This window comes from Myxococcus sp. NMCA1 (assembly GCF_026810205.1).
Classification (GTDB): Bacteria; Myxococcota; Myxococcia; order Myxococcales; family Myxococcaceae; genus Myxococcus; species Myxococcus xanthus_A.
Window position 1 is genome coordinate 3,920,579 of record NZ_CP113950.1, and the last position, 22,506, is coordinate 3,943,084.

Here is a 22,506-nt window from a genome sequence, read left to right on the forward strand (position 1 = left end):
TCCATTACAGCGGGATGCGGCGGGCAATGGCCGCGTATCGGCGCTCCCAGTCTGGCGGGAGGCGCATCCTCATCGTGAGCTACCACCGCGTGGTGAGCGACTTCACCGGGGAGCTGCAGCGCTCGATTCCCGGGCTGCTCATCTCCCAGGAGACCTTCCGCCGGCACCTGGAGGAGGCGCACGCGGCGGGCTTCGAGCTGGCCTCCATCGGTGATGCGGTGGACGTCATGAATGGCCGCCGGGTGGCGAAGAAGGACCTGTGCGTCGTCACGTTCGACGACGGCTACCGCGACGTCTACCGGTACGCCTATCCGGTGCTCAAGGAGATGGGCATTCCGGCCATCACCTACCTGCCCACGGCGTTCATCAACACCGACAAGCGCTTCAACCACGACCGGCTGTTCCACCTGCTTCGCCGTGTCCAGGAGCGCCGCTTCCGGCCGTTCTACGACTCGCTGCCCGCGCCCGCGCTGCAACTGCTGGGGCCCATCCTCTCCGGGCAGAAGACGGTGTCGGCGTCGCTGGACGACTTCATCGGCGAGCACCCCACGCGCGTGCTGACGGAGATCATCGACGCGCTGGAGCAGCAGCTCGGCGGCGGCGCGGACCTGCTGCCGGAGCAGGGCGACATCATGAACTGGGACGAGGTGCGCCGCATGGCGCGCGACGGCTTCGAGTTCGGCGCGCACACGCTGGGCCACACGGTGCTGACGCTGGAGCCGCAGGAGGTGGTGGAGCGCGAGATCCTGGAGTCCAAGCGCGCCATCGAGCGCGAGGTGGGCATCACCGTGCGCGACTTCGCCTACTGCAACGGCTGGTACTCGGACGAGGTCATCCGCGTGCTATCGGCCAACGGCTTCCGTTCCGGTGTCACCACGGAGGACATGCCCAACCGCATTGGCGGTGACCCGTTCACCCTCAAGCGCAAGGTGCTGTGGGAGAACTTCAGCCTGGGCATGCTCGGCGACTACTCGTCGGCACTCACCGGCTGCCAGCTGGATGACTGCTTCGGGGTGCTGGGCATGAGCAGCCCGGTGCCGGGGAAGCGCCCCCATTTCATCAGCGCCCCCACCGTGGGAAACCAGTTGAGCAGTGCCCCGGTGCGGGTGAGCCCCAAGCCAGCGACCAGCAATGAAATCGTGGTGGGTCCGGAGACCGCCACGACCATCCAGGAGGCTCCGTGAGCGGAAGTTCCACGTCGGCCGCGTCCGGGGGCTCGTTCCTCGGGCGCGCCGGCCCCTTGGTGTTGGCCCGGCTGTTCACCGCCGGGCTGACGCTGTCCATTCCCCTCGTGCTCGCCCGGGTGCTGAACCTGGACGACTACGGGACGTACTACCAGTTGTTCCTCATCGCCACGACGCTCTACTACGTCCTGCCGTTCGGCGTGGTGCAGAGCCTCTACTACTTCCTGCCTCGCACGGACGCGAAGCGGCCCTTCCTGGGGCAGACGCTGCTGTTCATGTCCGCCATGGGCCTGGTGGGCGCGGGAGCGGTGTGGGCGCTGCTCGGGTATGTGGCGGGCTGGTTCTCCAACCCCGCGCTGGCCGAGTACCGCCTGCCGCTGGCCGCGTACACCGCCTTCCTGCTGGGGAGCTTCCCGCTGGAGGTGTCCCTCACCTCGCAGGGCCGCACGAAGGCGTCCGCGGTCGTGTACCTGGTATCGGACGCGGTGCGGGCCTCGGTGATGGTGGTGCCACCACTCCTGGGCGCCTCGCTCTACGGAATGATGATGGCGGTGGCGGCCTTCGCGGGCCTCCGCTACCTGGCGACGTGGGTGGTGTCGCTGCGCGGTGCCACCGGACCTTTGGTGGACGGCCAGCGCTTCCGCGAGCAACTGACCTACGCGGCGCCGTTCGGCGCGGCGATGCTGTTGGCCATTCCGCAGCAGAACGCGCACCTGTACGCGGTGGCGGGCGCGGTGGCGCCGGCGCTGTACGCGCTCTATCGCGTCGGCTGCTTCCAACTGCCGGTGGTGGACCTCTTGTACACGCCCACCAGCGAGGTGCTGATGGTGCGGCTGGGCGAACTGGAGCGCGAGGGCCGCCTGGAAGAGGGCGTGGAGGCCTTCCGCGAAGCGGCCGGGAAGCTGGCCTACTTCTTCCTGCCTTTCGCGGCGTTTCTCTTCTCGGCGGCGCCGGAGTTCATCGGGGCGATGTTCGGTGAGAAGTTCCTGCCCGCGGTGCCCGTCTTCCGCATCAGCGTGCTGGGCGTGGTGCTCTCCATCCTCCCCATGGACGGGACGCTGCGCGCCCGGGGGCAGACGCGGGCCATCTTCGCGTCCTACGCGGTGAAGGCGGCGGTGACGGTGCCGCTGGTGTGGCTGGGTGTGAAGCACTTCGGGCTGATGGGCGGCATCGGCTCGTGGGCGCTGGCGGAGGTGGTGGGCAAGGCCATGCTGCTGGCCCGGGTGCCCGCGGCGCTGTCCACGCCGGAGCGGAAGCTGGGCGTGGCGGACGTGATTCCCTGGCAGTCGCTGGGCAAGGCCACGCTGGCGGCGTGCGCGGCGGCGGCGGCGGTGTTCGTCCTGCGGGCTGGTTCCCACGGGGCCTGGGCGCACCTGCCCACGGGCTTCCTGTGGCGCGTGCTGCCGCTGGCGGTGGCCGGGGCACTGTTCTTCATCGGATACCTGGTGGTGCTGCACTTCACGGGGGTGCGGCCGCTCAGCCTGATCGCGGGGCTGCGAGCGCGAAGGGCGGGGTAGCGCACTTCCCTCCCCGCGGGGCGGTACCTAGTTTGGTGCGGTTCGGAACAAGGGGATTGGGAGGCGTGATGGGTGTCGACGCGATGACGTTCTACCGGCTCGCGCGCGGGCTGAAGAAGCGGGGCGTGCCCCTGCTGCCCGCCGTGCTGCGCAAGGCCATCTACTATCTGCACAGTTCGTACATCCCCGAGGACGCGGAGATCGGCGAGGGGACACAGCTGGGCTACGGCGGCATTGGCGTGGTCATCCACAAGGCCGCGCGGATTGGACGCCACTGCCTCATCTCGCAGCAGGTGACCATCGGCGGGCGCTCGGGCATCGAGGGCGCTCCCGTCATTGGTGACTACGTGCGCATGGGCGCGGGCGCGAAGATCCTGGGCAACATCCACATCGGTGACTTCGCCGTCATTGGCGCCAACGCGGTGGTGGTGAAGGACGTGGCGCCGGGCACGGTGGTGGCCGGGGTGCCCGCGCGGGTCATCCGGCAGGACCCGGATCCGCTCGGGACGTACCAGCGCGAGATGGGGCAGCTGCCGCCCCGTGTGTCGCTGGTGTCCGTGCCGTCGTCTTCCACGCTGCGCCAGTAGTCCGCGGGAGTCACATCGATGCGCGTGCTCCTCGTCGGGGATTACCCGCCGCCGCATGGTGGCGTCGCGGTTCATGTTCAACAGCTTCATGGCTACCTGCGCGGCCGCGGGGTCGACGTGAAGGTGCTCGATATCGGGAAGGGGGGCCGGCCGGCTCCGGATGTCATCCCGGCTCGCGGCGCCGCTCCGTTCGCCCTGCGGCTCGCGCGGCACGTTGCCACCGGCTGGACGATTCACGCCCACACCAGTGGCAACAACCCGAAGTCCTGGGTGCTGGCGGGAATGGTGGGAAGCCTGCCCGGGCCGAAGTCTCCCCGGGTCATCACCCTCCACTCCGGACTGCTGCCGGACTACCTCGCCGCGTCCGGCACGCGCCAGAACTTCGCGCGCGTGGCGCTGGCGGGCTACGCGCGGGTGGTCGCCGTGTCCGACGCGGTGAAGGCCGCGCTGGTGGGCTGCGGCGTGTCCGCGGAGAAAATCGACGTGCTCCCGGCCTTCTGCCCCTCGCAGGTGCGGCCGGGGCCCGTTCCATCGGCGGTGGAGGCCGCGCGCTCCCGGCGGCGGGTGCTGCTGTCCATGGCGCACCACCCATCGCCCGTCTACGGGCGCGCGCTGATGTTCCGGGCCTTACGCGAGCTGGCGCAGGCGTGGCCGGACGTGGGCCTGGCGCTCTTCGGTCCGGGCCTGGAGTCCGAGGCCTTCATTCGCGACGTCCGCGAGGCGCGTGTGGCGGGCCACCTGGAGGTGCTGGGGGAACTCGAGCACTCCGCGGCGCTGGGGCTCATCTCGCGCAGTGACGCCTTCGTGCGGCCCACCACACATGACGGGGACTCCATCTCCGTGCGCGAGGCGCTGACGCTGGGAGTGCCCTGCGTGGCCAGCGATGTCTGCGTCCGGCCCGAGCCCACCCGCGTGTTCGCCGCGGGCAATGCCGGGGAGCTGGCGCGGGTGATTCGCGAGGCCGTGGCGGCAGGGCCCATGCATGTGCCCCAGGTGGATGCGGGGCCGGAGCTGCTCTCGCTGTACGGGGAGTTGTCCTCCAACAACGGTTTGAAGTCGTCAAACGAACAAGGTTCAGGCCTGGGGGAGACGAGACATGCGGCGCAGTGATGAGCTGGACCTCGCGCGCAGGGCACTGCGCGGACGTGACCTGGTGGTGTTCTCCAACGACTGGGATGGGGACCCGCTGTCGAAGGTCCACATCATGCGGATTCTCTCCCGGGAGAACCGCATCCTCTGGGTGAACAGCATCGGCAACCGCGCGCCGAAGGCCAACGCGCATGACGTGAAGCGCATCTTCGACAAGCTGGGCCGCTTCACCGAAGGCGTCCGCGAGGTGGAGCCCAACATCCACGTGCTGTCGCCGCTGGCCATTCCCTTCTATGGCTCGGAGCTGGTGCGCGGCGCCAACCGGCAGCTGCTGCGGCTCCAGGTGCTGCGGGCGATGAAGAAGCTGGGCTTCCAGAAGCCCATCTCCTGGAGCTTCCTGCCCGCGTCCGCCCCGGTGTCCGGCACGCTGGGCGAGGAGTTCGTCATCTACCACTGCGTGGACGAGTTCTCCGCCTTCAGCGACACCAACGGCCGCCACATCGCGGAGCTGGAGGAGCGGCTGCTCAAGCGCGCCGACCTCTGCATCACCTCCGCGGAGCGGCTGCGTGAGAACAAGGCCCGCGTCAATCCTCGCACGGTGCTGGTGCGGCATGGCACCGACTTCACCCACTTCGTGAAGGCGTGCGACCCGGCCACGACGATTCCCGCGGACATCGCCCGTCTGCCCAAGCCCCTCATCGGCTTCTTCGGGCTGGTGGCGGACTGGGTGGACCAGGAGGCCATCATCGCCACGGCCCGCGCCCACCCGGAAGGCTCGGTGGTCATCATCGGCAAGACGACGCCGGACTGCGACGACTCCGCGCTGCGCGCCGAGCCGAACATCCACATGCTGGGCCGCAAGCCGTACGCGGACCTGCCCGGCTACAGCAAGGCGTTCGACGTGGCGCTGATGCCGTTCAAGGTCAGCGAGCTGACGCTCAACGCCAACCCGCTCAAGGTGCGTGAGTACCTGGCGTCCGGCCTGCCCGTGGTGTCCACGGACCTGCCGGAGGTCCGCAAGGTGGGGCTCTGCAAGATTGCCAAGGACACCGGGGACTTCGTGCGCAAGGTGGACGAGTGTCTGGCGGACAAGCCCGGTCCGAACCGCGAGCGCGCCGAGCGCATCTTCGTCGAGAGCTGGGACGCGCGCGTGGATGAGATTCGCCACCACGTGGGCGCGGCGCTCATGGCGGACGGCAAGCCGCTCTGAGGTACCGCCCGCCTAGGCGCGGGCTTCGCGGCCCGCCAGCGCCCGCTCCAGGTGGGCGTAGCGGCGGGCCACCCGCGCGTAGTCCGCCGGTGCCACGGTGGGCTGCGCGTGGGTCCGCGTGAGGTCGGCCTTCGCCTCCAGGTACTCGGTGGCGGAGACGCCTCCGTCCTGTTCCATCAGGCGCGCGGCGTCCGCGTCCGACAGGCTCAGCGGGATGCCCAGGCGCTCCTGCATCTGCTGGCGCAGGGCGTGGTCCAGCTCCGGCAGCAGTTCCTTCTCCACCTTCGCGCGGCGCATCAGCCAGCCCATGCTGCGCACGTACTCCAGCGCGGACCGGTGCCGCTCCACGCGGAGCGGGCGCGGCGCACCGAAGCGTGTGCCTCGCGACACGACGTAGAGCAGGCCCACCGCCAGCACCTGCGCCGCGAAGACCCAGATGCCACGGGAGAAGGGGGGCGGCGGCGCGAGCTGGTGGTGATACTCGTCGAACAGCAGGGGCCCGCGGGCAGCCAGCGCTTCCCAGAAGCGCAGGTTGTCCAGCAGCTCCAGGCGCCGGTTCTCCAGCAGGTCCGAGCCAGCCAGCACGTACACTTCGCCCTTGCCCATGCCCCTGCGCCACACCGCCACCGCGCCACCCAGGCCGGCGACGGGCACGGCGTCATCGTGGCCCATGCGCAGGCCCCGGTCCTGGGAGACTCGAAAGCGGGAGAGTCCGTGCAGGGGGCCCACGGGCAGCCACACGTCCACGGTGGTTCCGCCCACGTCGGACAGTGTCGAGTCCAGGCCGCGGCTGCTCGCCGGCATCATCAGCCCGGACTCCAACTGCAGCCACCCCTCGAGCGCCGCTTGATTCTTCCCCAGCTCACGGGGCGACAGGTACACCAGGGTGCCGCCCTCGTTGATGAAGCGTTCCAGCTCGGTGACTTCTTCCGTCGTCACGGGCCGGCCCTCGGGCGCCGCCAGCACCAGGGTTCGCGTGTCAGGCGGAATGGCTTCGAGCGGCGAAAGCAGTGTGTCCACGGCCCGGCCCCCTTCGCGGAGGTACAGATAGAGCGCGCGAGCACCCTGCGGCGCCGTGTTCTCCACGGTGGGCACCGGTGAGTCAGGCGCGTCCGTGCGCGTGGACAGGCCCATCGCCAGGGCCAGTGCGATGAGCACTCCGAAGAAGACGACGGCCCGGGGGTTCGTCACCGTGCGCCCTCCGTGGCCAGGGTTCCGTTCAGCGACTCGACCTCGGTGACGAAGCGGGCGGCGGCCTCTGGCGCCACCGGCGCGAGCGAATAGAAGGTCCGGTCGTACCAGCCCATGAGCCGCTCCACCTCTCGCACCAGCGCCGCGGGCGCGCCGCGGCCCGGCAGCTCCGCCGCCAGCTCACGGTTCGTCCGCACACGGTCTGGCCGGGCCAGCCGCTGCTCCTCCAGTGAGGACAGCAGGCTCAACAGGCCTTCCCGGATGGCTTCGCGTGCATCGGTGGAGAGCGCCGCGCGGGCCCTGCGCAGGTGCTCCGCCGGAGAGTCCAGGACCAACGGCTCCGCGCTCGTCGCGGAGGAGGCGGAGACCCGCGCCGCCCTGCGTCCACGCCTCGCGCGGAGCCGGAGCACGCCCCACAGGATGAGCGCGAGCGCCAGCCCCAGCATCACCGCGCGCGTAGCCACCGCGAAGCCCTGGGCCTCCCTCGATTCGAAGAGGCCCTCCAGCCACGCTGTCACCTCCCGCATGATGCGCTTCAGTGCATCGCCGTGTCGCTGGCGCGCGCGGGCGAACTCGGGCCTGTCGAGGATGGCCTCCAGCCGCTCGGGTTCTGTCGGTGGAGGAGAAACGGCGTTGGGATTGTTCGCCAGCGCCTGGACGTCACAGGCCTCCTTCAGGAAGCGCGCGATCTGCTTCGCGCGCTCGGGCGTGGTGTCCCCATCCTGGGCGGGAGGCAGCGGGATTCCGCCCAGGCGTGCTGACAGCGTGCTCACTTCATCGGCGAACCCGGCGGGGCGGTGTTCGGCCGTCTCGCGCAGGTCCAGGGTGATGTCCTCGCGCTCGGCGCAGGGCAGGGAGGCCAGCAGCAGGAGGAGGGGCAGGCTCGGCACGGTGGAGTCCAGGGGGGCCGTCAGACGGCGGGCGCCTTCGTGTTGAGCTGGTGCTCCAGGTCCAGGGCTTCGCGGCGCACGCGCATGTCCAGGTAGAAGAGCGCGCAGAAGACGAAGTTGATGGGCGTGAAGAAGGACTGCGCCACCGTCTGCAGCAGCTCCACGGGCACCAGCAGCAGCTGCGGCGTGCGGGCCATGGTCCCCGGGTCGAAGGGACTGCCGTAGGGCATCATCACCAGCCACGACGGCAACCCGGAGACGAGCTGGACGGAGATGAGGATGAGGCTCACCACAGTGAAGAGAATCATCGCCCGCACCATCACCCGGCCCATGAAGCCGGGCTCCACCCGGCCCGACAGGAGCTGACCGGAGCGCTGGAACGTCTCCCAGGCGCTCAGGTCCTCCATGGCAAGCACCGGGGGGACCAGCAGGAAGCGCAGCATGTACCAGAGCGCCGCGGCCAGCAGGCCCAGGCTCGCGAGCACTACGCCGACCACACCCAGGACGACGGCCAGGGTGTTGGAACCCGAAGCCACTCCGACGGCGATGCCGATGACCGCCAGGATGAACCCGGGCAGCATGAGCGCCATCGTCACCAGCGCGGACCAGCCGAGTGACAGCAGATATACCCCCGTCAGCGTGCCCAGCCGCGAGAAGCTCCGGCGCAGGGCATCCGCGGGGCGGACCGGCTCTCCCAACTGGGAGGTGAGGACGTAGCGGGACGCGGCCAGGGTGGCCAGCCAGTACGCCCAGACGAGGAACAGGAAGAGGCCCATCCACAGCGCGATGGTGATGCTCGCTTGCGGCAGCATGACCGCCGGGTCCAATTGGGCGCGCGACTCCGCGTCTCCCATGTAGAGCAGTGGCGCTAATCGCTGACCAATCACCAACGTCGCCTTGGTCACGATGTAGTTCACCAGCGTGAAGCCGAAGCTCAGCAGGAAGAGGGGCTTCAGGTGGGAGCGCCAGAAGGTGGCGGCTCGGTCGATCATCTCCCCCATGGCGAGGGGGCGCAGCGCGGCGGCAGCGGGAGTGGATCTCACGGGGTGCGCAGCATATCCCGCCCGGCGCACGCGGCCAGCAGGCTCCGAGCCGCCGCGGTGGGGTCGTCGGCCTCCAGGACGGACGAGATGACCGCGAAGCCCGCCGCGTCCGGCAGCGTCACCGCGCGCGCGGGGGTGATTCCGCCCAGGGCCAGCGCGGGAAAGGGCAACGCCGCGGCCAGGGCGCTGAATCCCTCGGGTCCAAGAGACGGCCGCGTGTCCCCCGGCTTGGAGCCGGGAGCGAACACCGGGCTCACCAAGGCGAGGTCCGCGCCCCGGGCCGCATGGGCCTCCGCCACGTCATGGACGGCGGCGCTGATCCACCTCCCCGCGGGAAGGTGCGGGCGGACGTCCATGGGGAAAGGGCCATGGGCGGGAAGGTGGACATGGGCGCCGACGAGCAGCGCCACGTCGACCCGCCCATTGATGAAGAGCGGATTGCCTCGCGGGTGGCACAGCGCGGCCAGCTCCCGCGCCTCGTCGAGGAAGCGGCGCCCGGTGGCCTCGGGGTGGCGGTGCTGGACGGCTACCCCGGGCCCGGCGTCGAGCGCCCGGGTGAGCGCCCACCTCAGCCGCTCGGGCGGCAGGCGCCAGTCGGTGATGACGACGAGCCGAGGAAGGGTGGAAGGCACCACCGTGCGTACCCGGCCGTCAGTGGTGGACGAGCCCTTCAATCGGGCTGGACGCGGAGCCGTAGGCCTTTCGGGGGATGCGGCCCGCAAGGTACGCGTCGCGGCCGGCCTCCACCGCCTTCTTCATGGCTACGGCCATGCGCACCGGGTCCTGCGCGCCGGCGATGGCGGTGTTCATCAGTACCGCCTCCACGCCCAGCTCCATGGCGATGGCCGCGTCGGACGCCGTGCCCACGCCCGCGTCCACGATGACAGGGACCTTCACCGTCTCCAGGATGAGGCGGATGTTGTGCGGGTTGCGGATGCCCAGGCCGCTGCCGATGGGCGCCGCCAGCGGCATCACGGCCGCGCAGCCCGCGTCCTCCAGCTTGCGGGCGGTGATGGGGTCGTCGCTGGTGTAGGGCAGCACGGTGAAGCCCTCCTTCACCAGGATGCGGGCCGCCTTCACCGTCTCCTCGACGTCCGGGTAGAGCGTCTTCTCGTCGCCGAGCACCTCGAGCTTCACCCACTTGCTCATGCCCAGTTCCTCCGCGAGCCGGCAGGTGCGGACCGCGTCATCCGCCGTGTAGCAGAGCGCCGTGTTGGGGAGCAGGCGCAGGCGGTTGCGGTCAATCCAGTTCATCAGCGACGCCTCGCCCGTGGCCTTGAGGTCCAGGCGGCGCACGGCCACGGTCACCATCTCCGTGCCGGAGGACTCGTGGCAGCGCTTCATGATGTCGTGGCTGGGATACTTCCCCGTGCCGAGGATGAGCCGGGAGCTGAACGTCACTCCGGCGATGGTGAAAGGCTTGTCCTGGATGCTCATGTGCGGACTCCTGGCTAGCCGCCGCCGACGAAGGTGACGATTTCCACGCGGTCTCCCGCCTGGAGGTGGTGTTCGGGATGGCGGGCGCGGCGCACCACCTCCGCGTTCACTTCCACGGCGACGCCGGGGCCGCCCACTTGAAGCGACTCCAGCAGCGCCGAAAGGGTGGTGCCTTCCGGCACCTCGCGCGTCTCTCCGTTGACCCAGACCTGCATGGCCTCACGGCTCCTTGCGACGACGGGGACCTGGGCACGCACTACAAGGGTGACTCCGCGCTGTCAACGCGCTCGCCGGCCCATGCGCCCGCCACCGTCACCGGTATACTCGGGGGCATGCTCGTGGCTTCTCGCCGGCACATCGCGCTCGCACTGCCGTGCATGGTTGCCCTGCCTGCGTCCGCGGCGGAGCCCGTCGCGCTGGATGTTCCCCGCCGCGAAGTCACGCCCGTCCTGCATGGGCACCGCCATGCCTATGTCGCCGGTGTGGGGTGCTGGCGCTCGGCGGGCTGGGGCTGGGCTTCCTCCGCGCAGGGGGAGTCGCGGCGCGCCCAGGGCCTGACCTCCGCGCGCGAGACACGCGCGTCGCTGGACCGGGCGCGCACCGCCTCCGCCACCGCCAATGTCCTCTATGCCGCAGCGGGCGCCGCCGTGCTGTACGGACTGCTGCCCGAGCCGGCTGCAAGGGCCGCCAGCCTCACGTACCATTTCTGATCCAGACCCCCGCCCGTGACCTTCCTCCGCGCTTCCTGTCTGTCCGTCTGCGTGGCCATGGCGTGCACGCTGGACGCCATCGATTTCACGGGCAAGACGTGCGAGGACGCACAGGATTGCCCGCCGCCGTACGTCTGTGTCGCGGCGAGGCCAGGGGAAGGGCGCACCTGTGAAGTGCTGGGACTGCCGGGAGCGCCGGACGGCGGTGACGCGGGGCCCGTGCCCACGTGGTGCGGGGACATCCAGCCCATCATGGCGGCGAGCTGCGTGAGCTCGTGCCACGGCGCCGATACGAGCAGCAGCGGCGTGACGTCATTCCGCCTGGACTATTTCGCGCCCGAGGATGGAGGTGTCCCGGGCGCGCAGGCGATGGCGGCGCGAATCCAGGCGCGAGCGTACGTGTTCCAGGACATGCCGCCTCCGGGGAGTCCGGTGCCCATGCCGACAGCACAGGAGCGCGAGCGCATCGCGCGGTGGGCGCGAGAAGGCGCGCCGCTGTGCGCGGACGCTGGCTCCGAAGAGGTGCCCTGTGACGGTGGCGTGGGCGGCGGTCTCTAGCCGTTCTTGCGGTTGGGCCCGGTATCTCCGTTTTCTGCCCTTGTTCCCTGGTAGGGCAGGCGGGCGGCCATGCGCCCCGTGGTCCGCCATGTGCCCCTAAGGCATCCGTGTGCGCCAGACAACCCCTGTTCAAGGGCGGGGGGAGCACCCAGTTTCTGCCCAACGCCGGGGGAAACGCTCTCTCGGCCGCAAGTGAGTGAGGGGGAAACCTTCTCCCGTTTCCACGTGAAAGGAGCAGGAACAAATGCGCAAGCTCATGATGGCGGTCACTGCGGTTGCGGGTATGTCGTTGGTCGTCACTGGCTGCAGCAAGCGCGACAACGTCGAGTCGCAGCGCCAGGACGTCGCCGAGGCTCAGGTGGAGGCGCAGCAGGAGACGGCGGAGATCCGTCAGGACGCGCGGGAGGACATCGCCAGCACGCAAATGGAGGCCCAGGAGGACATCGCTGGGACGCAGCGTGAGGCCGCGGAAGAGGTCGCCAGCGCGCAGCAGGACGTCCAGGACGAGCGCCAGGACCTGGCCGAGGCCGAGGCTGATCGACGGGCGGACCTGAATGATGACATGGCCCTGGGTGGCTCCGGCGCGGCGGGTGCCACCGCTGCCGCGAGCAGCGTCACTGGCCGCGTGCTCTCCACCGGCAGCGATGAGCTGACCGTGGTCGACACCAGCAACAACAAGCAGATCGAGCTGAAGACGAACGACCAGACGCGCATCCTGCACAACAACCAGCCGCTGAAGCTGGATGACATCGAGGAGGGTGCCCAGGTCCGCGCCTCGTATGTCCAGGACGGTAAGGACATGGTGGTTCGCGAGCTGACCGTGACGCAGCCGGTGCAGAAGAAGAAGTAGTCAACGCGTCGAGCGCAGCGGGCGTCTCGTTTCCTCACGGACCGCTCAGGGACGGCCTCCGCTTCGGCGGGGGCCGTTTCCTTTTTTCCCTGAATCCGTGCTGGGAGGTTGGAAGGGTGTGTCGGACGTGGGTGGTAGGAGGGATGCGTGAGGTTTTCTCACGCCTTCCCAACCCAGGGGAGGACTTCCTGCCCAGGAGGCATCACCCGAGATGTCCACTCACCCCCCAGAGCCACCCGCTTCAAAGCCGTTCATCCTCTTCACAACCGGGGCCACGGCGTATGAGTTGATCCGCTACCTCGGGGCACGGGGCTCCGGAGAGCTGCTGCTCGCCCGGCGGCACTATGCGGGCGTCCCCGGCGACCTCGTGCTCATCAAACGTTTGCAGGACGTCGGCGACGCGCAGGGGCGCGCGCGCCTGCGCGAAGAGGTCAAGCTGCTGATGCGGCTCAGCCACCCGGCCATCGTGCAGGTGTTCCTGGTGCGGGTGCATGAAGGATTGCCCCACCTGGTCATGGAGCACGTAGACGGAAAGTCGCTGGAGACGCTCATCAGCTACGCGGCCCTGCGGCGCCGGCCCTTCTCGGAAGCGTTCGCCGCCTACGTGGGCGCGGAAGTGGCGGATGCGCTGCACCATGCTCATGCACTGGAAGACGCCCGGGGCCGTCCGTTGGGCATCGTCCACCGGGATGTGTCGCCGCGGAGCCTGCGTCTGGACGCGCGGGGCCATGTGAAGCTGTCTGACTTCGCCATGGCCTGGGCGAAGCTACCGGGGCGCATCGTCACGGAGACCCATGTCGTCCGGGGCGACCTGGCCTACGCCTCACCGGAAGCGCTGGCGCGAAAGCCGCTGGACGGCCGCGCCGACCTGTTCTCCCTGGGGGTGGTGCTGCTGGAGGTGCTCACCGGCTTGCACCTGTTGGATCTGGAGGACGTGGAGCGGGCCGCGCTTGCCGCGGGGCCGCTGCCTGACGCGGAGGTGCTGCTGGCGGAGGTGCCCAGCTGGCTGCCCGCGCCCTTGATGGCCGCGCGCATGGCGTGTCTGGCTCCGGCGCATGTGGAACGCGCCACCCAGGGATTGTCCCCGGCCATGCGGGCCATCCTCGGCCGGCTCTTGCGCCGGGAGCCTTCAGAGCGCTTCCAGTCCGGGCAGGAACTGGCGGACGCCCTGCGCGCCGTGTTGGCCGGTCAGGGGTACGCCTACGGACCGACCGAAGCCGCGCGGGAGGCCACCCAGGTCCGCCGCGACGCCCGCTGCCGCCGGCAGATGGCGGATGTGCTGCGCTGGGAGGACTCCGTGCGTCCGGAGGCCCCGCCGCGCACGACATCCGGGTCGGGGCCTTGAGGGAAGGCGGGGGCAAAAGGGTCGGGGCAGGGACCTTGACTGGGCACTGGGACGCGGGTGGTGCTTGTTTCGCGCACGCGGGTGGGCAGACTTGCGCGCATGGGTGACGTGAAAGAGTTCCACCAGCGGTGGTGCATCGCGGACGGCCATGCGGATTCCCTCATGTGGAACCGCGACCTGTGTGCACGCTCTGAAGAGGGCCATGTGGACTTCCCCCGCCTGCGGGAGGCGGGGGTGAAGCTGCAGTGCTTCACCATCGTCACCCGGGGCTTCCCCTTCATCGGAGGCTTCCCGGTGTTCGCAGCGTGGCGTGGGTGGCCCCGGGAGGCCCGGGCGAGCGAGTGGACCCGGGCGCTCTGGCAGATTGAACAGATGGCATCCTTCTGTGCGCGCTCCGGGGATGCCGCCCGCATCACGACCACCGGCGCCATGCTGGAGGACAACCTCGCGCAGGGGCGGCTGTCCGCGGTGCTGGGCGTGGAAGGGGGGCACGCCATCGAAGGCCAGGTGGCGCGCCTGACGGAGCTTCACCAGGGTGGGGTGCGCTTCATGGGCCTCACCCACCTGTCCAACAACGACCTGGGCGGCTCTTCCTTCCCGATGATGGGCAACCGGGGCCTCACACCGCTGGGCCGGGATGTCATGGAGGAGATGGCCCGGCTGGGCATGAGCGTGGATGTGGCGCATGCCTCGGAGTCCACCCTCAAGGACCTCTTCACCCACCCCTCGGTCCGGTTCTTCTGCTCGCACACGGGCGTTCGCGCGGCGGGCGGCGGCTGGCGCAACCTCTCCGACGAATCCCTGCGCTTCATCGCGGACCGGGGCGGGGTGGTGGGCATCATCTTCGCCCCCGTCTATCTGGGCGGTGACACCGTGGATGACGTGGTCCGGCACATCGAGCACGCCGTGGACGTCATGGGGGGGGGCGGGGTGGGGTTGGGCTCCGACTACGACGGAATGGTGCCGCTTCCCCGTGGCATGAAGGATGTCACCGGGTTGCCTTTGCTCACCGAGGCGCTGTTGCGCCGCCATCCACCGTCCTGGGTGGAACGCGTCATGGGTGGAAACTTCCGTCGTTTCTTCCAGGAGACACTGGGTGGTTGACCGGCGGCGGGACGCTCGAAATATTGGCTGGTGCCCATGAACCGCTCACTTCTCGCACTCGTCCCGTTGGTTGGCACTCTGCTCCTCGCTGGTTGTGGCCCGAGCGCGGGAGGCGACTGCGACGGAGGCGGCTTCGTTTGTCAGGAGCGGGTGCTGGCGCTGGAGTGCCGGGGCGGCACCTGGCGTGAGTTGCCCTGCCGGGGCCCGTTGGGGTGCCGTGAGTCGTCGGAGGCCGTGCGGTGTGATACGTCCAACAACGTCGCGGGGGACGCCTGTGCCTCCAGCGCCGAGGGCACGGGGCTGTGCCGCGCGGACGGCCAGGCCGTGTTGGAGTGCCGCCAGGGCGTGTTGACGGAGACGGCCACCTGCTCCGCCTGCACCGTGGAGAACAGCCAGGTGACGTGCCAGCCCTGAGGTTGGCGCTGGCCGGGGTGTCAGTCCCCTCGCCTCGAATCGTGTGGTAGCCTCGGCGCGCCGCTCGCGGGACTCCGATGCGACTTCCGATTCAAGCCTTTGGAGCCTGACCCGCGGTCGTTTCACTCTTCCCCGAGCGGCGCTTCCTTTCCCAAGCCCGGGCGCCCGGGGAGGACGTGCACACGATGGCCGCACTGGCGGAAGTCCGCGTCGAACAGGTCGCCCGCGAAGACCTGGTGATGTTCGTCAACGCCTGCTTCTCCTGCACGGGGCAGCGGGAGTTCTACGGCGACGCGCGCGGCCAGTCCGTCTCCATCGAGTTCCTGCACCAGTACATCCTGGGCAACTACCGCCGGCTCTACGCGCGAACGCTCGCGGCGGGCATCAACCACTTCAATCAAGCGCAGATCATCCTCAACCTGCTCGCCAGTGGCAGCCCAGCGGATGCCCGGGACAAGGCGGAGGAGGGCGCGCTCATCGCCGCCGCGCTGCGCGCCCTGCCGCCCCAGCGGGCCTTCCGTGTCCTGGAGTCCCTGCGCGGCCGGCGCATCAACAATCGCCGGGCGCGGGCGATTGTTCGGGACTACGTGCACGGTCGCGCCAACCTGGCCTTCGACGCCGTGAAGTACCGCTCCAAGCTGCGCGCCGCCGTGTCCCACGGACACCTGAAGCTGGAGGGAGAGCTGGGGCCGTTCCTCTTCCGTGGCTGGAAGAAGCGCTCCTTCACCCAGCCCTTGCTGGAGACCTTTCGCCGCGCGCACTACACCCACGAGGCTCTGTACGAGCTGCCCTACACGGTGGCGGAGGGCCTGGCGGTGAAGCACGGCATCTCCCGCGAGGTGTTCCTCCGGCGCATCGAGCCGCGCCTCACGGCGGCGGAGCGCCTGCGCCTGCAAGAATCCGCGGCGCGCGAGCGCGGGACTCCGCCCCCGGTGGACCTGGGGCGGGCATCCCTGACGAAGCTGGCGCTGTATGTCCTGGCCCTGTCGCTGGAGGTTCGCCGGGAGCGCCACGCGGAGCTGCACGCCGCGCTGGAGCAGGCCGCGGCCCGCGTCCTGCGCAGGGCCCCGTCGCCGTTGCAGCGGGTGGCCGCGATTCTGGACAACAGCTATTCGTCGTCCGGGTCGCTGGAGAAGCGCCGCCGTCCTCTCGGTGTGGCACTGGCCACGCACTACCTGCTGTCCGCTGCCGCCCGGGAGTACCGCGCGTGGTGGACGTGCCCGGTGGAGGAGCCGCTGCTCGTCAGTGCACGAGGGCAGACGGACATCGCCACGCCGCTGTTGGAGGCGTTGGCCTGGGGCGCCGACCTGGTGGTCATCGTCTCCGACGGCTACGACAATGATCCGCCCAAGGCGGTGGCCGAGCTGACGCGCGTGTTCCGCTCGAAGCTCGACCCGGAGCGACACACGGCACTGGTTCATGTCAATCCGGTGTTCGATTCGGAGGGGTATGCCCCCCGTTCCTTCGGTGCGGCCGTGCCCACGGTGGGTGTCCGGGACGCGGAGGACGTGCCCACGGTGCTGGGCTTCGCGCGCTTCGCGGAGGGGGTGGCGTCGCTCTCTGAGCTGGAGGCCTACCTCGCGTCGCGCGTGGGCGCGATGTTGCAGCGGGACGCCGGGGGTCGGCAGGGCCATGACGAGGGGCGCCGTCAGGATGCGCCGCCGGCGGAGGAGGGCGAATCATGACGGACGCACGGCTCATTCAACGGCTGGAGCCCGCGGGCCTGCGGTTGGCTCCGTCTCAGGTCTGGGGCGGCATCCGGTTGGTGCCAGTCTTGAGGGACGAGGTGCGTGGCGATCTCCGCATGACCTTGCGGACGTACGACGACGTGGCCGCGGTCGTCTCGGTGAAGGGTGGGCTGAAGGAGCCAGGCCTCAAGTACATCTCGTATGTTCCTCACGGCCTGGTCATGACGTGGGGAAACCGTCAGGCGGAAGCCGTCTATGGAACGCAGCTGCAAGCCGTGGACGGGAAGAGCCTGAGGGCTGGCCCCTTCTCCATCCGGCTGCTGCACCGGATGGTGCACCGAGAGGACCGCCGCCAGCTTCGGATGCTCCCGTTGCATCTGGCCATGGAGGGCTTCCTGGCCTTGCAGTTCGGCGGGCCGGAGATTGCCTGGGCCGAGTATTCACGCGAGGGCCTCTCGCGAGGCCTGGACCCGCGCTCCGAGAGCTCGGTCCCCGGGTGGGCTTCGCCCATGCTGGATGGGGCGCTGCGCACCTTCGAAATCCATCCGCGGCAGGTGGGCCTGCTGCTGTTCAACGCGGACGTGTTGCTGTCGGCCTTCGTCGTCGCGCACCCGGATGACTACCGCGCGCTCCACAGGACATTGGTGGAGGACTTCTATGGCGACCTGCTGCTCCAGTACGGATTCCTGGGGGACGCGCCCGAATTGGGGCTCACCCTGGATGACGCCCGGGTGTCCAGCTTGGAGGACTTGCGCAACGAGGTGCACCGCATGCGCCAGGACTGGGCCGACTTCCACGGCTTCATGGCCGGGAGCCTCTTCGGTGCCAGCCTGTCGTCCACCCCTGTCTACAAGGCGGGCGGTTTTCTCCTCCAGCGCTTCCACACCTCGCTGGACCCGGCAGAGGAGAACCACATCGGCGAGGCCATCGTCGGTATGGACGGCACCCTGGAGTACCTCAAGACGTATCGCTTGTCGGCGGCCCAGACGCGCCGGGCTTACCTCTTGTCACAGCTTGCCCAGTGCGACTGGCATCTGGAGGACACGGCGGAGCGTCTGCGCACCACGGCCAGCGACCTGTCCCTCCGCCTGCGAAACGCCGGATTCGGCTATCTCCTCAAGGACTCCGTCCTCGAAGCCGCCCAGCGGAAGCATCGCCGCTGAGCGCTCGCGCGGCGGTGTTACTCCTCGGGCTTCGCGGGTGGCAGCGGCGCATAGCCTGTGGCGGCCATCCGCTGCCCGCTGCGCTGATACATCTCCGCGGGCATGTCCTGCACGCCGGTGCCGTCAATCCATCGATTGTAAAAGTTGAAGAGCGCGCACACCGTCACGGTGTCGAAGAGGGCTTCGTCCGTCCACCCGGCGTCCTTCAAGCGTGCGATGTCCTCCCGTCCCACCTGCGCCGCACGGTGGTTGAGGGTGTCCACGAAGGCAAAGAGCGCCTTCTCGGCCTCGGAGATGGGGGCTGTCGCCACGTCCTCCAAGACTGCTTTCACCATGTCGGGATTGCCCAGCAGCTCCGCCGCGACCGCGGCGTGAGAGCCCGTTCAAAACAAGCATTGGTTGCCGCGCGATGTGTACGCGGCAATCAGCTCTCTCAGTCCGGGCGATAGCGGGGAAGGGCCCCGCATGACTTCATGGGTGAAGCGGGACAGGGCCTCGCCCAATCGCGGCTTGTACGCGAACAGGTGCCAGATCTGCGGGACGGGAGAGCCCACCTCTCGGGCCATGCGAATCAGCCGGCCGTAGTGGCCATCGGATTCGCGGTCCTCGACGTCCTTCAGATGCATGCGGTCCACGGCACCCTCGGCGGCAGCGGGCTGGAATGTCCAGCCCGCATGCTCGCATGGGCCACGGTGTGCCACCAGCCTTCGCTCAGGCGCTGGGCCCCTGAAGCGACGTCAGGAAGGCATCCAGCACGGCGTTGACCCGATCGGGCTGTTCCTGGTTGGCCAGGTGCCCCGCATCCGGAATGACCTCCAGCTTCGCTCCGGAGATCAATCCGGCGATTTCCTTCGCCTTGGCCAGCGGAGTGAGGGCGTCGTGCTCGCCCACGACGACCAGTGCCGGGCCCGCGTACCGCGCCAGCATGTCCTTGCTGTCCGGACGCAGGGCCATGCCGCGCAGCGCGGCCGCGACGCTCGCGGGCGAGGCCGCGCGCATCAGTGCCGCCACTTCCTGGGCCACCGGTGAGTCCGGTCCCGCGGCCACCATCTTGGGAAGCATGGCCTGGATGATGGGCTCCACGCCGGCCTCCAGCGCCTGGGTCGCGGAGGTCTCCCGGCGCGCCTTGCCCTCCGCGTCGTCCGCGGTGGCCTGCGTATCCATCAACACCAGCCCGCTGACGCGGCCCGCATCCTCGCGCAGCAGGGCCATGGCGGCGTAACCCCCCATGGACACGCCACCCACCACCACGGTGTCCAGCTTCAGCGCGTCCAGCAGCGCCAGCGCGTCACGCGCGATGCGGGACATCTCCGTGGGGCCGTCGCCCAGCGCGCTCTCACCGAAGCCTCGGATGTCCGGGATGATGAAGCGGTAGCGCCCCGACAGCGCCTTCACCTGTTTGTCGAATGTGCTGCCATTCAGCGGAAACGCATGCAGCAGCAGCACGGGCGGGCCCTTGCCCTCGTCCCGGTAGTGCAGGGGGACGCCATCCACGGCGACGGTCAGCATGTTTCCTCTCCTCGCGAAAATGTCAGAGCCACTCTTTGTGCTTGAACCAGAAGATCATCCCCACCGGCAGCGCGAGAATCGACGCCCACATCAGGTACCAGGCGCCGTTCGTGTAGAGCCGGTCGAAGTTCTGCCCGAAGAATCCGACGATGCAGGACAGCGGCAGGAAGATGGTGGCGAAGATGGTGAGCTGCTTGGAGATATCGTTCGTTTTGTTCGCCACCATGGACAGGTAGCCGTCAATCACGTTGCCGATGATGTCGCGCCCGGCATCAATCTGCTCGTACAGCCGCACCAGATGGTCGTACACGTCACGGAAGTAGAGCGTCGTCTTCTCGTGGACGTGGGGGATGCCTCGCCGGGACAGCAAGCCCACCACGTCGCGCTGGGGCGACAGCACTCGCCGGAACGTCACCAGCATCCGCTTCATGGCGAAGATGCGTTGCAGGTGGGACTTCTCCGGCTTGTCGAAGATGGCGATCTCCAGGTCCTCGAGCTCATCGCTGAACGCGTCGAGGATGGGGAACTGCGCATCCACCAAGGTGTCCGCGAGCATGTAGAAGACGAAGTCCGTCCCGCGGATGAGCGTCGCCTGCGGGTCGTCCTTCACGCGGCGCACCACGGTGTCGTGGCCAGCGAAGGGGAGCTCGTGGACGCTGATAAGCCAGTCCTTCGCCAGGAAGAAGTGGTGCTCGTGCAGCGTCAGTTCGCAGATGTCCTTGCCCGTGACGGTGAATCCCTGGAGTACGACGAACTGGTGGTTGGGGTATTCCTCCAGCTTGGGCCGCTGGTCCAGGTGGAGGCAGTCCTCCACGGCCAGCTTGTGCAGACCGAACCGCGCGGCCAGCCGGGCCAACACCTCCTCGGTCGGATGCAGGACGTCGATCCACTTCCGGCCTTCCTCGCCCAGCAGCTCTTCACCACCGGTGAGAAGTTGACCGTCCTTCACAAGACAGACCTGAATCATCCCGTAGCGCTCCCAAGCCAGCGGCATGGCCCGCATGCGAGTGCTAGAACTCCCCCGCGCGGAAGTCGAGCGCTAGAGTGTGACACCCGTGTCTGAAGCCGCTGAGACCCCCCAGGCCTCGCTGTCCGCGAGGCTCGAAGAAATCCTCCAGTCCCATCCGGATCCGGCGTTCGCCGGCCGCCTGCGCAAGGTGTACGTCGCCACCGCGCACGCCATCTCCCGGCTGAGCGACCTCGACCTGGTGCGGTACGAAACGCCCGTCGTGGATTCCTCGCCGGACCTCTCCTTGTGGGAAGAGATGGCGCCCGTCATCCGTGACACGGTGATGGACGTCAACGGCCTGCTGAACGTCATCCGGGAAGAGTTCCCCGTGCCGTCCCCGGGCGGCGCGAGCGCGCAGGCCCCCGTCGGCATCCTCCAGGATGCGATGAGCCAGATTGCCCAGGGCATCACCCAACTGGGCGAGGCCATGCGCAACCCGTCGGTCGTGAGCGACCGGTGGACGCTGCTGGCGGAGATTCAGCGCATCCGCGCGCGCTTCCGCGAGCAGATGAGCAACCTGGTGTTCGAGTCCGCGAGCCTCCTGGGCGAGGTGACGCGGGCGCAGGTGGTGCCGGGCTACGCGGCGGAGGTGAAGGCCGCGGTGACGGTCCGCGCCATCACCGCCGACCTGGGCCGCATCCTCACCGCGCGCCTGAAGAAGGTCAGGGATGCGGAGGCGCAGGACGTGCAGTGGAACGCCCAGCAGCTCCAGACGGAAATGGACGCCTTCGGGCGCACGGCCGCGTACCGGAATCTGCGCGCGCAGGACAAGCGGCACATCGTGGAGATGCGCGCCGAGGTCGGCCGCCTGGCCATCCTCCCGAACCCGTCCCGCGCGGAGCTGGTGACGGTGGTGGAGGCCCTGGACACCTTCGTCCAAGGCCTGTCCGCGGTGAACCAGCGACAGCTGCTCATCATCCATGACCGCGAGGTGTGGGCGTCGTGCGGCGTCCGGCTGGAGCGCGCCATGTCGCTGGTGGGCTCTGACCCCGCAGGCGCGGCCCGGGCCCTGGCCGAGGCGGCCGGCAGCGGCCAGTCCCTCTACGGCCGTGCGACGGAGCTGGATGCCTTCCTGCGCAAGGCGCGCAAACTCCAGGTGGGCCAGCTCCCGCCAGACGAGCTGCGGTCCACCATCGTCACCTTCCAGGGCCTGCTCGCCGGTCTGGACGTGATGTGATGAAGGCGCTCCTGAAGGCGCGAGTTCCGCGCCCGCTTCGCGAGGCCGACCTGTCCCGCGTGGAGGGCATCTTCACCGACGTGGATGGCACGCTGACCACGGGCCACAAGCTGCGCTCGGACACGGTGCGGGCGCTGGAGCGCCTGGCGTCCGCGGGCCTGCGCGTGGTGCTGGTGAGTGGCCGCCCGGCGGGCTGGGGAGAGGCTTGGGCGCGGCAGCTCCCCGTGGACGGCGTCATCGTGGAGAACGGTGGCCTGTTCTTCCTGAAGGGCGCGCATGGCCGGCTGCGGAAGGTCTACGCGGAGGCGCCGGCGGAGCGGGTGGCGAACCGGCGGAGGCTCCAGTCCGAGGTGGCCCGGGTGCTCAAGAAGGTGCCCGGCGCGCGGCTGTCCATGGACAGCGCGTACACGGAAGTGGACCTGGCGGTGGACTACAACGAGGAGGCCCGCCTGGGGGACGCGGGGGCGGACCGCATCGAGTCCCTGTTGGTTGCGCGAGGCGTGACGGCCGTGCGCTCGTCGGTCCACATCAACTGCTGGCTGGGCCGATTCGACAAGCTGAGCGCCACGCGGCGCTTCTCGCGGGCGGCGTGGGGCGAACGGCTGGACCCACGTGACGGCCGTTATGTATACGCGGGGGATTCTTTCAACGACGCCCCGATGTTCGCCGCCTTTGGACTGGGCGTGGGCGTGGCCAACGTGCGGGCCGTCCTGGACCGCATCGAGGCGCCACCTGCTTTCATCACCCGGGCGCCCGAGGGGCGGGGCTTCGAGGAACTGGCTCGCGCCATCCTGGCCCGGAGGGGCCGCGGCGCGGCCCGTGAGGAGTGAC

25 protein-coding genes are annotated in these 22,506 nt (G+C 69.3%); 15 read left to right on the forward strand and 10 right to left on the reverse strand.

Annotated features, from left to right (window positions below; all coding sequences use genetic code 11):
* Window positions 1-26: 26 nt before the first annotated feature.
* The 5 genes from exoL (at window position 27) to exoP (ending at window position 5,587) form a co-directional block, all read left to right on the forward strand.
* Window positions 27-1,184, forward strand: a complete 1,158-nt coding sequence (gene exoL, locus OZ403_RS16780) for a spore coat polysaccharide deacetylase ExoL (RefSeq protein ID WP_140800689.1) — start codon at window positions 27-29, stop codon at window positions 1,182-1,184.
* On the forward strand, window positions 1,181-2,701 hold the full coding sequence (gene exoM / locus OZ403_RS16785) for a spore coat polysaccharide flippase ExoM (RefSeq protein WP_140791115.1): 1,521 nt from the start codon (window positions 1,181-1,183) through the stop codon (window positions 2,699-2,701). Before exoL ends, exoM begins: the two co-directional genes overlap by 4 nt.
* Before the next feature lie 68 nt (window positions 2,702-2,769).
* On the forward strand, window positions 2,770-3,288 hold the full coding sequence (locus tag OZ403_RS16790) for a serine O-acetyltransferase (RefSeq protein WP_140796472.1): 519 nt from the start codon (window positions 2,770-2,772) through the stop codon (window positions 3,286-3,288).
* Between the two features lie 18 nt (window positions 3,289-3,306).
* Complete coding sequence (exoO, locus tag OZ403_RS16795) at window positions 3,307-4,398, forward strand: spore coat polysaccharide biosynthesis glycosyltransferase ExoO (RefSeq protein ID WP_140798321.1); 1,092 nt, start codon at window positions 3,307-3,309, stop codon at window positions 4,396-4,398.
* Window positions 4,385-5,587 (forward strand): spore coat polysaccharide biosynthesis glycosyltransferase ExoP, encoded by a 1,203-nt coding sequence (exoP, locus tag OZ403_RS16800; RefSeq protein ID WP_268784607.1) that lies wholly within the window; start codon window positions 4,385-4,387, stop codon window positions 5,585-5,587. Before exoO ends, exoP begins: the two co-directional genes overlap by 14 nt.
* 12 nt (window positions 5,588-5,599) lie before the next feature.
* On the opposite strand, the gene OZ403_RS16805 is transcribed toward exoP, so the two are convergent.
* The 6 genes from OZ403_RS16805 to thiS are packed head-to-tail and all read right to left on the reverse strand — an operon-like array spanning window position 5,600 to window position 10,363.
* Window positions 5,600-6,778 (reverse strand): DUF4350 domain-containing protein, encoded by a 1,179-nt coding sequence (locus OZ403_RS16805; protein WP_140798322.1) that lies wholly within the window; start codon window positions 6,776-6,778, stop codon window positions 5,600-5,602.
* Complete coding sequence (locus tag OZ403_RS16810; protein WP_268784608.1) at window positions 6,775-7,668, reverse strand: DUF4129 domain-containing protein; 894 nt, start codon at window positions 7,666-7,668, stop codon at window positions 6,775-6,777. Before OZ403_RS16810 ends, OZ403_RS16805 begins: the two co-directional genes overlap by 4 nt.
* A 20-nt stretch (window positions 7,669-7,688) precedes the next feature.
* Window positions 7,689-8,711 (reverse strand): hypothetical protein, encoded by a 1,023-nt coding sequence (locus tag OZ403_RS16815; RefSeq protein ID WP_140791120.1) that lies wholly within the window; start codon window positions 8,709-8,711, stop codon window positions 7,689-7,691.
* On the reverse strand, window positions 8,708-9,346 hold the full coding sequence (locus tag OZ403_RS16820) for a thiamine phosphate synthase (RefSeq protein ID WP_140798325.1): 639 nt from the start codon (window positions 9,344-9,346) through the stop codon (window positions 8,708-8,710). The genes OZ403_RS16815 and OZ403_RS16820 overlap by 4 nt, the downstream gene beginning before the upstream one ends.
* A 16-nt stretch (window positions 9,347-9,362) precedes the next feature.
* Window positions 9,363-10,148, reverse strand: a complete 786-nt coding sequence (locus OZ403_RS16825) for a thiazole synthase (RefSeq protein WP_140791122.1) — start codon at window positions 10,146-10,148, stop codon at window positions 9,363-9,365.
* Between the two features lie 14 nt (window positions 10,149-10,162).
* Entirely contained in the window at window positions 10,163-10,363 is a 201-nt protein-coding gene (gene thiS / locus OZ403_RS16830; RefSeq protein WP_140791124.1) for a sulfur carrier protein ThiS, read from the reverse strand.
* A gap of 117 nt (window positions 10,364-10,480) precedes the next feature.
* Here thiS and OZ403_RS16835 point away from each other — a divergent pair, with 117 nt between their 5' ends.
* From OZ403_RS16835 to OZ403_RS16870, 8 genes are all read left to right on the forward strand, one after another.
* Entirely contained in the window at window positions 10,481-10,858 is a 378-nt protein-coding gene (locus tag OZ403_RS16835; RefSeq protein ID WP_268784609.1) for a hypothetical protein, read from the forward strand.
* A 15-nt stretch (window positions 10,859-10,873) separates the two neighbouring features.
* Entirely contained in the window at window positions 10,874-11,416 is a 543-nt protein-coding gene (locus OZ403_RS16840) for a hypothetical protein (protein WP_268784610.1), read from the forward strand.
* A 244-nt stretch (window positions 11,417-11,660) separates the two neighbouring features.
* On the forward strand, window positions 11,661-12,266 hold the full coding sequence (locus tag OZ403_RS16845) for a hypothetical protein (RefSeq protein ID WP_140791126.1): 606 nt from the start codon (window positions 11,661-11,663) through the stop codon (window positions 12,264-12,266).
* Between the two features lie 211 nt (window positions 12,267-12,477).
* On the forward strand, window positions 12,478-13,611 hold the full coding sequence (locus OZ403_RS16850; protein ID WP_140791128.1) for a serine/threonine-protein kinase: 1,134 nt from the start codon (window positions 12,478-12,480) through the stop codon (window positions 13,609-13,611).
* A gap of 99 nt (window positions 13,612-13,710) precedes the next feature.
* Window positions 13,711-14,715: a dipeptidase gene (locus tag OZ403_RS16855; protein WP_268784611.1), complete on the forward strand. Its 1,005-nt coding sequence runs from the start codon at window positions 13,711-13,713 to the stop codon at window positions 14,713-14,715.
* 36 nt (window positions 14,716-14,751) lie between these two features.
* Window positions 14,752-15,129 (forward strand): hypothetical protein, encoded by a 378-nt coding sequence (locus OZ403_RS16860; protein WP_237081189.1) that lies wholly within the window; start codon window positions 14,752-14,754, stop codon window positions 15,127-15,129.
* A 185-nt stretch (window positions 15,130-15,314) separates the two neighbouring features.
* Complete coding sequence (locus OZ403_RS16865; protein ID WP_140791134.1) at window positions 15,315-16,814, forward strand: hypothetical protein; 1,500 nt, start codon at window positions 15,315-15,317, stop codon at window positions 16,812-16,814.
* On the forward strand, window positions 16,811-17,980 hold the full coding sequence (locus tag OZ403_RS16870; protein ID WP_268784612.1) for an ARPP-2 domain-containing protein: 1,170 nt from the start codon (window positions 16,811-16,813) through the stop codon (window positions 17,978-17,980). The genes OZ403_RS16865 and OZ403_RS16870 overlap by 4 nt, the downstream gene beginning before the upstream one ends.
* A gap of 17 nt (window positions 17,981-17,997) precedes the next feature.
* Here the strand turns inward: OZ403_RS16870 and OZ403_RS16875 are convergent, their stop codons facing one another.
* From OZ403_RS16875 to OZ403_RS16890, 4 genes are all read right to left on the reverse strand, one after another.
* Window positions 17,998-18,315 carry a carboxymuconolactone decarboxylase family protein gene (locus OZ403_RS16875; protein ID WP_268784613.1) on the reverse strand — a complete coding sequence of 106 codons (318 nt, stop codon included), beginning with the start codon at window positions 18,313-18,315 and terminating at the stop codon, window positions 17,998-18,000.
* A gap of 48 nt (window positions 18,316-18,363) precedes the next feature.
* Window positions 18,364-18,606, reverse strand: a complete 243-nt coding sequence (locus tag OZ403_RS16880; protein WP_216609412.1) for a peroxidase — start codon at window positions 18,604-18,606, stop codon at window positions 18,364-18,366.
* 85 nt (window positions 18,607-18,691) lie between these two features.
* Complete coding sequence (locus OZ403_RS16885) at window positions 18,692-19,489, reverse strand: alpha/beta fold hydrolase (RefSeq protein WP_140791138.1); 798 nt, start codon at window positions 19,487-19,489, stop codon at window positions 18,692-18,694.
* Window positions 19,490-19,511: 22 nt separating this feature from the next.
* Entirely contained in the window at window positions 19,512-20,492 is a 981-nt protein-coding gene (locus OZ403_RS16890) for a magnesium transporter CorA family protein (RefSeq protein ID WP_140791140.1), read from the reverse strand.
* Window positions 20,493-20,535: 43 nt separating this feature from the next.
* On the opposite strand from OZ403_RS16890, the gene OZ403_RS16895 reads away from it, so the two are divergent.
* Window positions 20,536-21,675 carry a hypothetical protein gene (locus tag OZ403_RS16895; protein ID WP_140791142.1) on the forward strand — a complete coding sequence of 380 codons (1,140 nt, stop codon included), beginning with the start codon at window positions 20,536-20,538 and terminating at the stop codon, window positions 21,673-21,675.
* Window positions 21,675-22,505: an HAD-IIB family hydrolase gene (locus tag OZ403_RS16900; protein ID WP_174258794.1), complete on the forward strand. Its 831-nt coding sequence runs from the start codon at window positions 21,675-21,677 to the stop codon at window positions 22,503-22,505. Before OZ403_RS16895 ends, OZ403_RS16900 begins: the two co-directional genes overlap by 1 nt.
* The last annotated feature ends 1 nt before the right edge of the window (window position 22,506 follow it).

Bases quoted from the DNA above. Each gene is read 5' to 3' on its own strand.
- exoL (WP_140800689.1), top strand. From the start codon at position 27: ATGGCCGCGTATCGGCGCTCCCAGTCTGGCGGGAGGCGCATCCTCATC.
- OZ403_RS16790 (WP_140796472.1), top strand. From the start codon at position 2,770: ATGGGTGTCGACGCGATGACGTTCTACCGGCTCGCGCGCGGGCTGAAG.
- exoO (WP_140798321.1), top strand. From the start codon at position 3,307: ATGCGCGTGCTCCTCGTCGGGGATTACCCGCCGCCGCATGGTGGCGTC.
- exoP (WP_268784607.1), top strand. From the start codon at position 4,385: ATGCGGCGCAGTGATGAGCTGGACCTCGCGCGCAGGGCACTGCGCGGA.
- OZ403_RS16825 (WP_140791122.1), bottom strand. From the start codon at position 10,148: ATGAGCATCCAGGACAAGCCTTTCACCATCGCCGGAGTGACGTTCAGC.
- thiS (WP_140791124.1), bottom strand. From the start codon at position 10,363: ATGCAGGTCTGGGTCAACGGAGAGACGCGCGAGGTGCCGGAAGGCACC.
- OZ403_RS16835 (WP_268784609.1), top strand. From the start codon at position 10,481: ATGCTCGTGGCTTCTCGCCGGCACATCGCGCTCGCACTGCCGTGCATG.
- OZ403_RS16845 (WP_140791126.1), top strand. From the start codon at position 11,661: ATGCGCAAGCTCATGATGGCGGTCACTGCGGTTGCGGGTATGTCGTTG.
- OZ403_RS16850 (WP_140791128.1), top strand. From the start codon at position 12,478: ATGTCCACTCACCCCCCAGAGCCACCCGCTTCAAAGCCGTTCATCCTC.
- OZ403_RS16855 (WP_268784611.1), top strand. From the start codon at position 13,711: ATGGGTGACGTGAAAGAGTTCCACCAGCGGTGGTGCATCGCGGACGGC.
- OZ403_RS16860 (WP_237081189.1), top strand. From the start codon at position 14,752: ATGAACCGCTCACTTCTCGCACTCGTCCCGTTGGTTGGCACTCTGCTC.
- OZ403_RS16865 (WP_140791134.1), top strand. From the start codon at position 15,315: ATGGCCGCACTGGCGGAAGTCCGCGTCGAACAGGTCGCCCGCGAAGAC.
- OZ403_RS16870 (WP_268784612.1), top strand. From the start codon at position 16,811: ATGACGGACGCACGGCTCATTCAACGGCTGGAGCCCGCGGGCCTGCGG.
- OZ403_RS16875 (WP_268784613.1), bottom strand. From the start codon at position 18,315: ATGGTGAAAGCAGTCTTGGAGGACGTGGCGACAGCCCCCATCTCCGAG.
- OZ403_RS16880 (WP_216609412.1), bottom strand. From the start codon at position 18,606: ATGCATCTGAAGGACGTCGAGGACCGCGAATCCGATGGCCACTACGGC.
- OZ403_RS16885 (WP_140791138.1), bottom strand. From the start codon at position 19,489: ATGCTGACCGTCGCCGTGGATGGCGTCCCCCTGCACTACCGGGACGAG.
- OZ403_RS16890 (WP_140791140.1), bottom strand. From the start codon at position 20,492: ATGCGGGCCATGCCGCTGGCTTGGGAGCGCTACGGGATGATTCAGGTC.
- OZ403_RS16900 (WP_174258794.1), top strand. From the start codon at position 21,675: ATGAAGGCGCTCCTGAAGGCGCGAGTTCCGCGCCCGCTTCGCGAGGCC.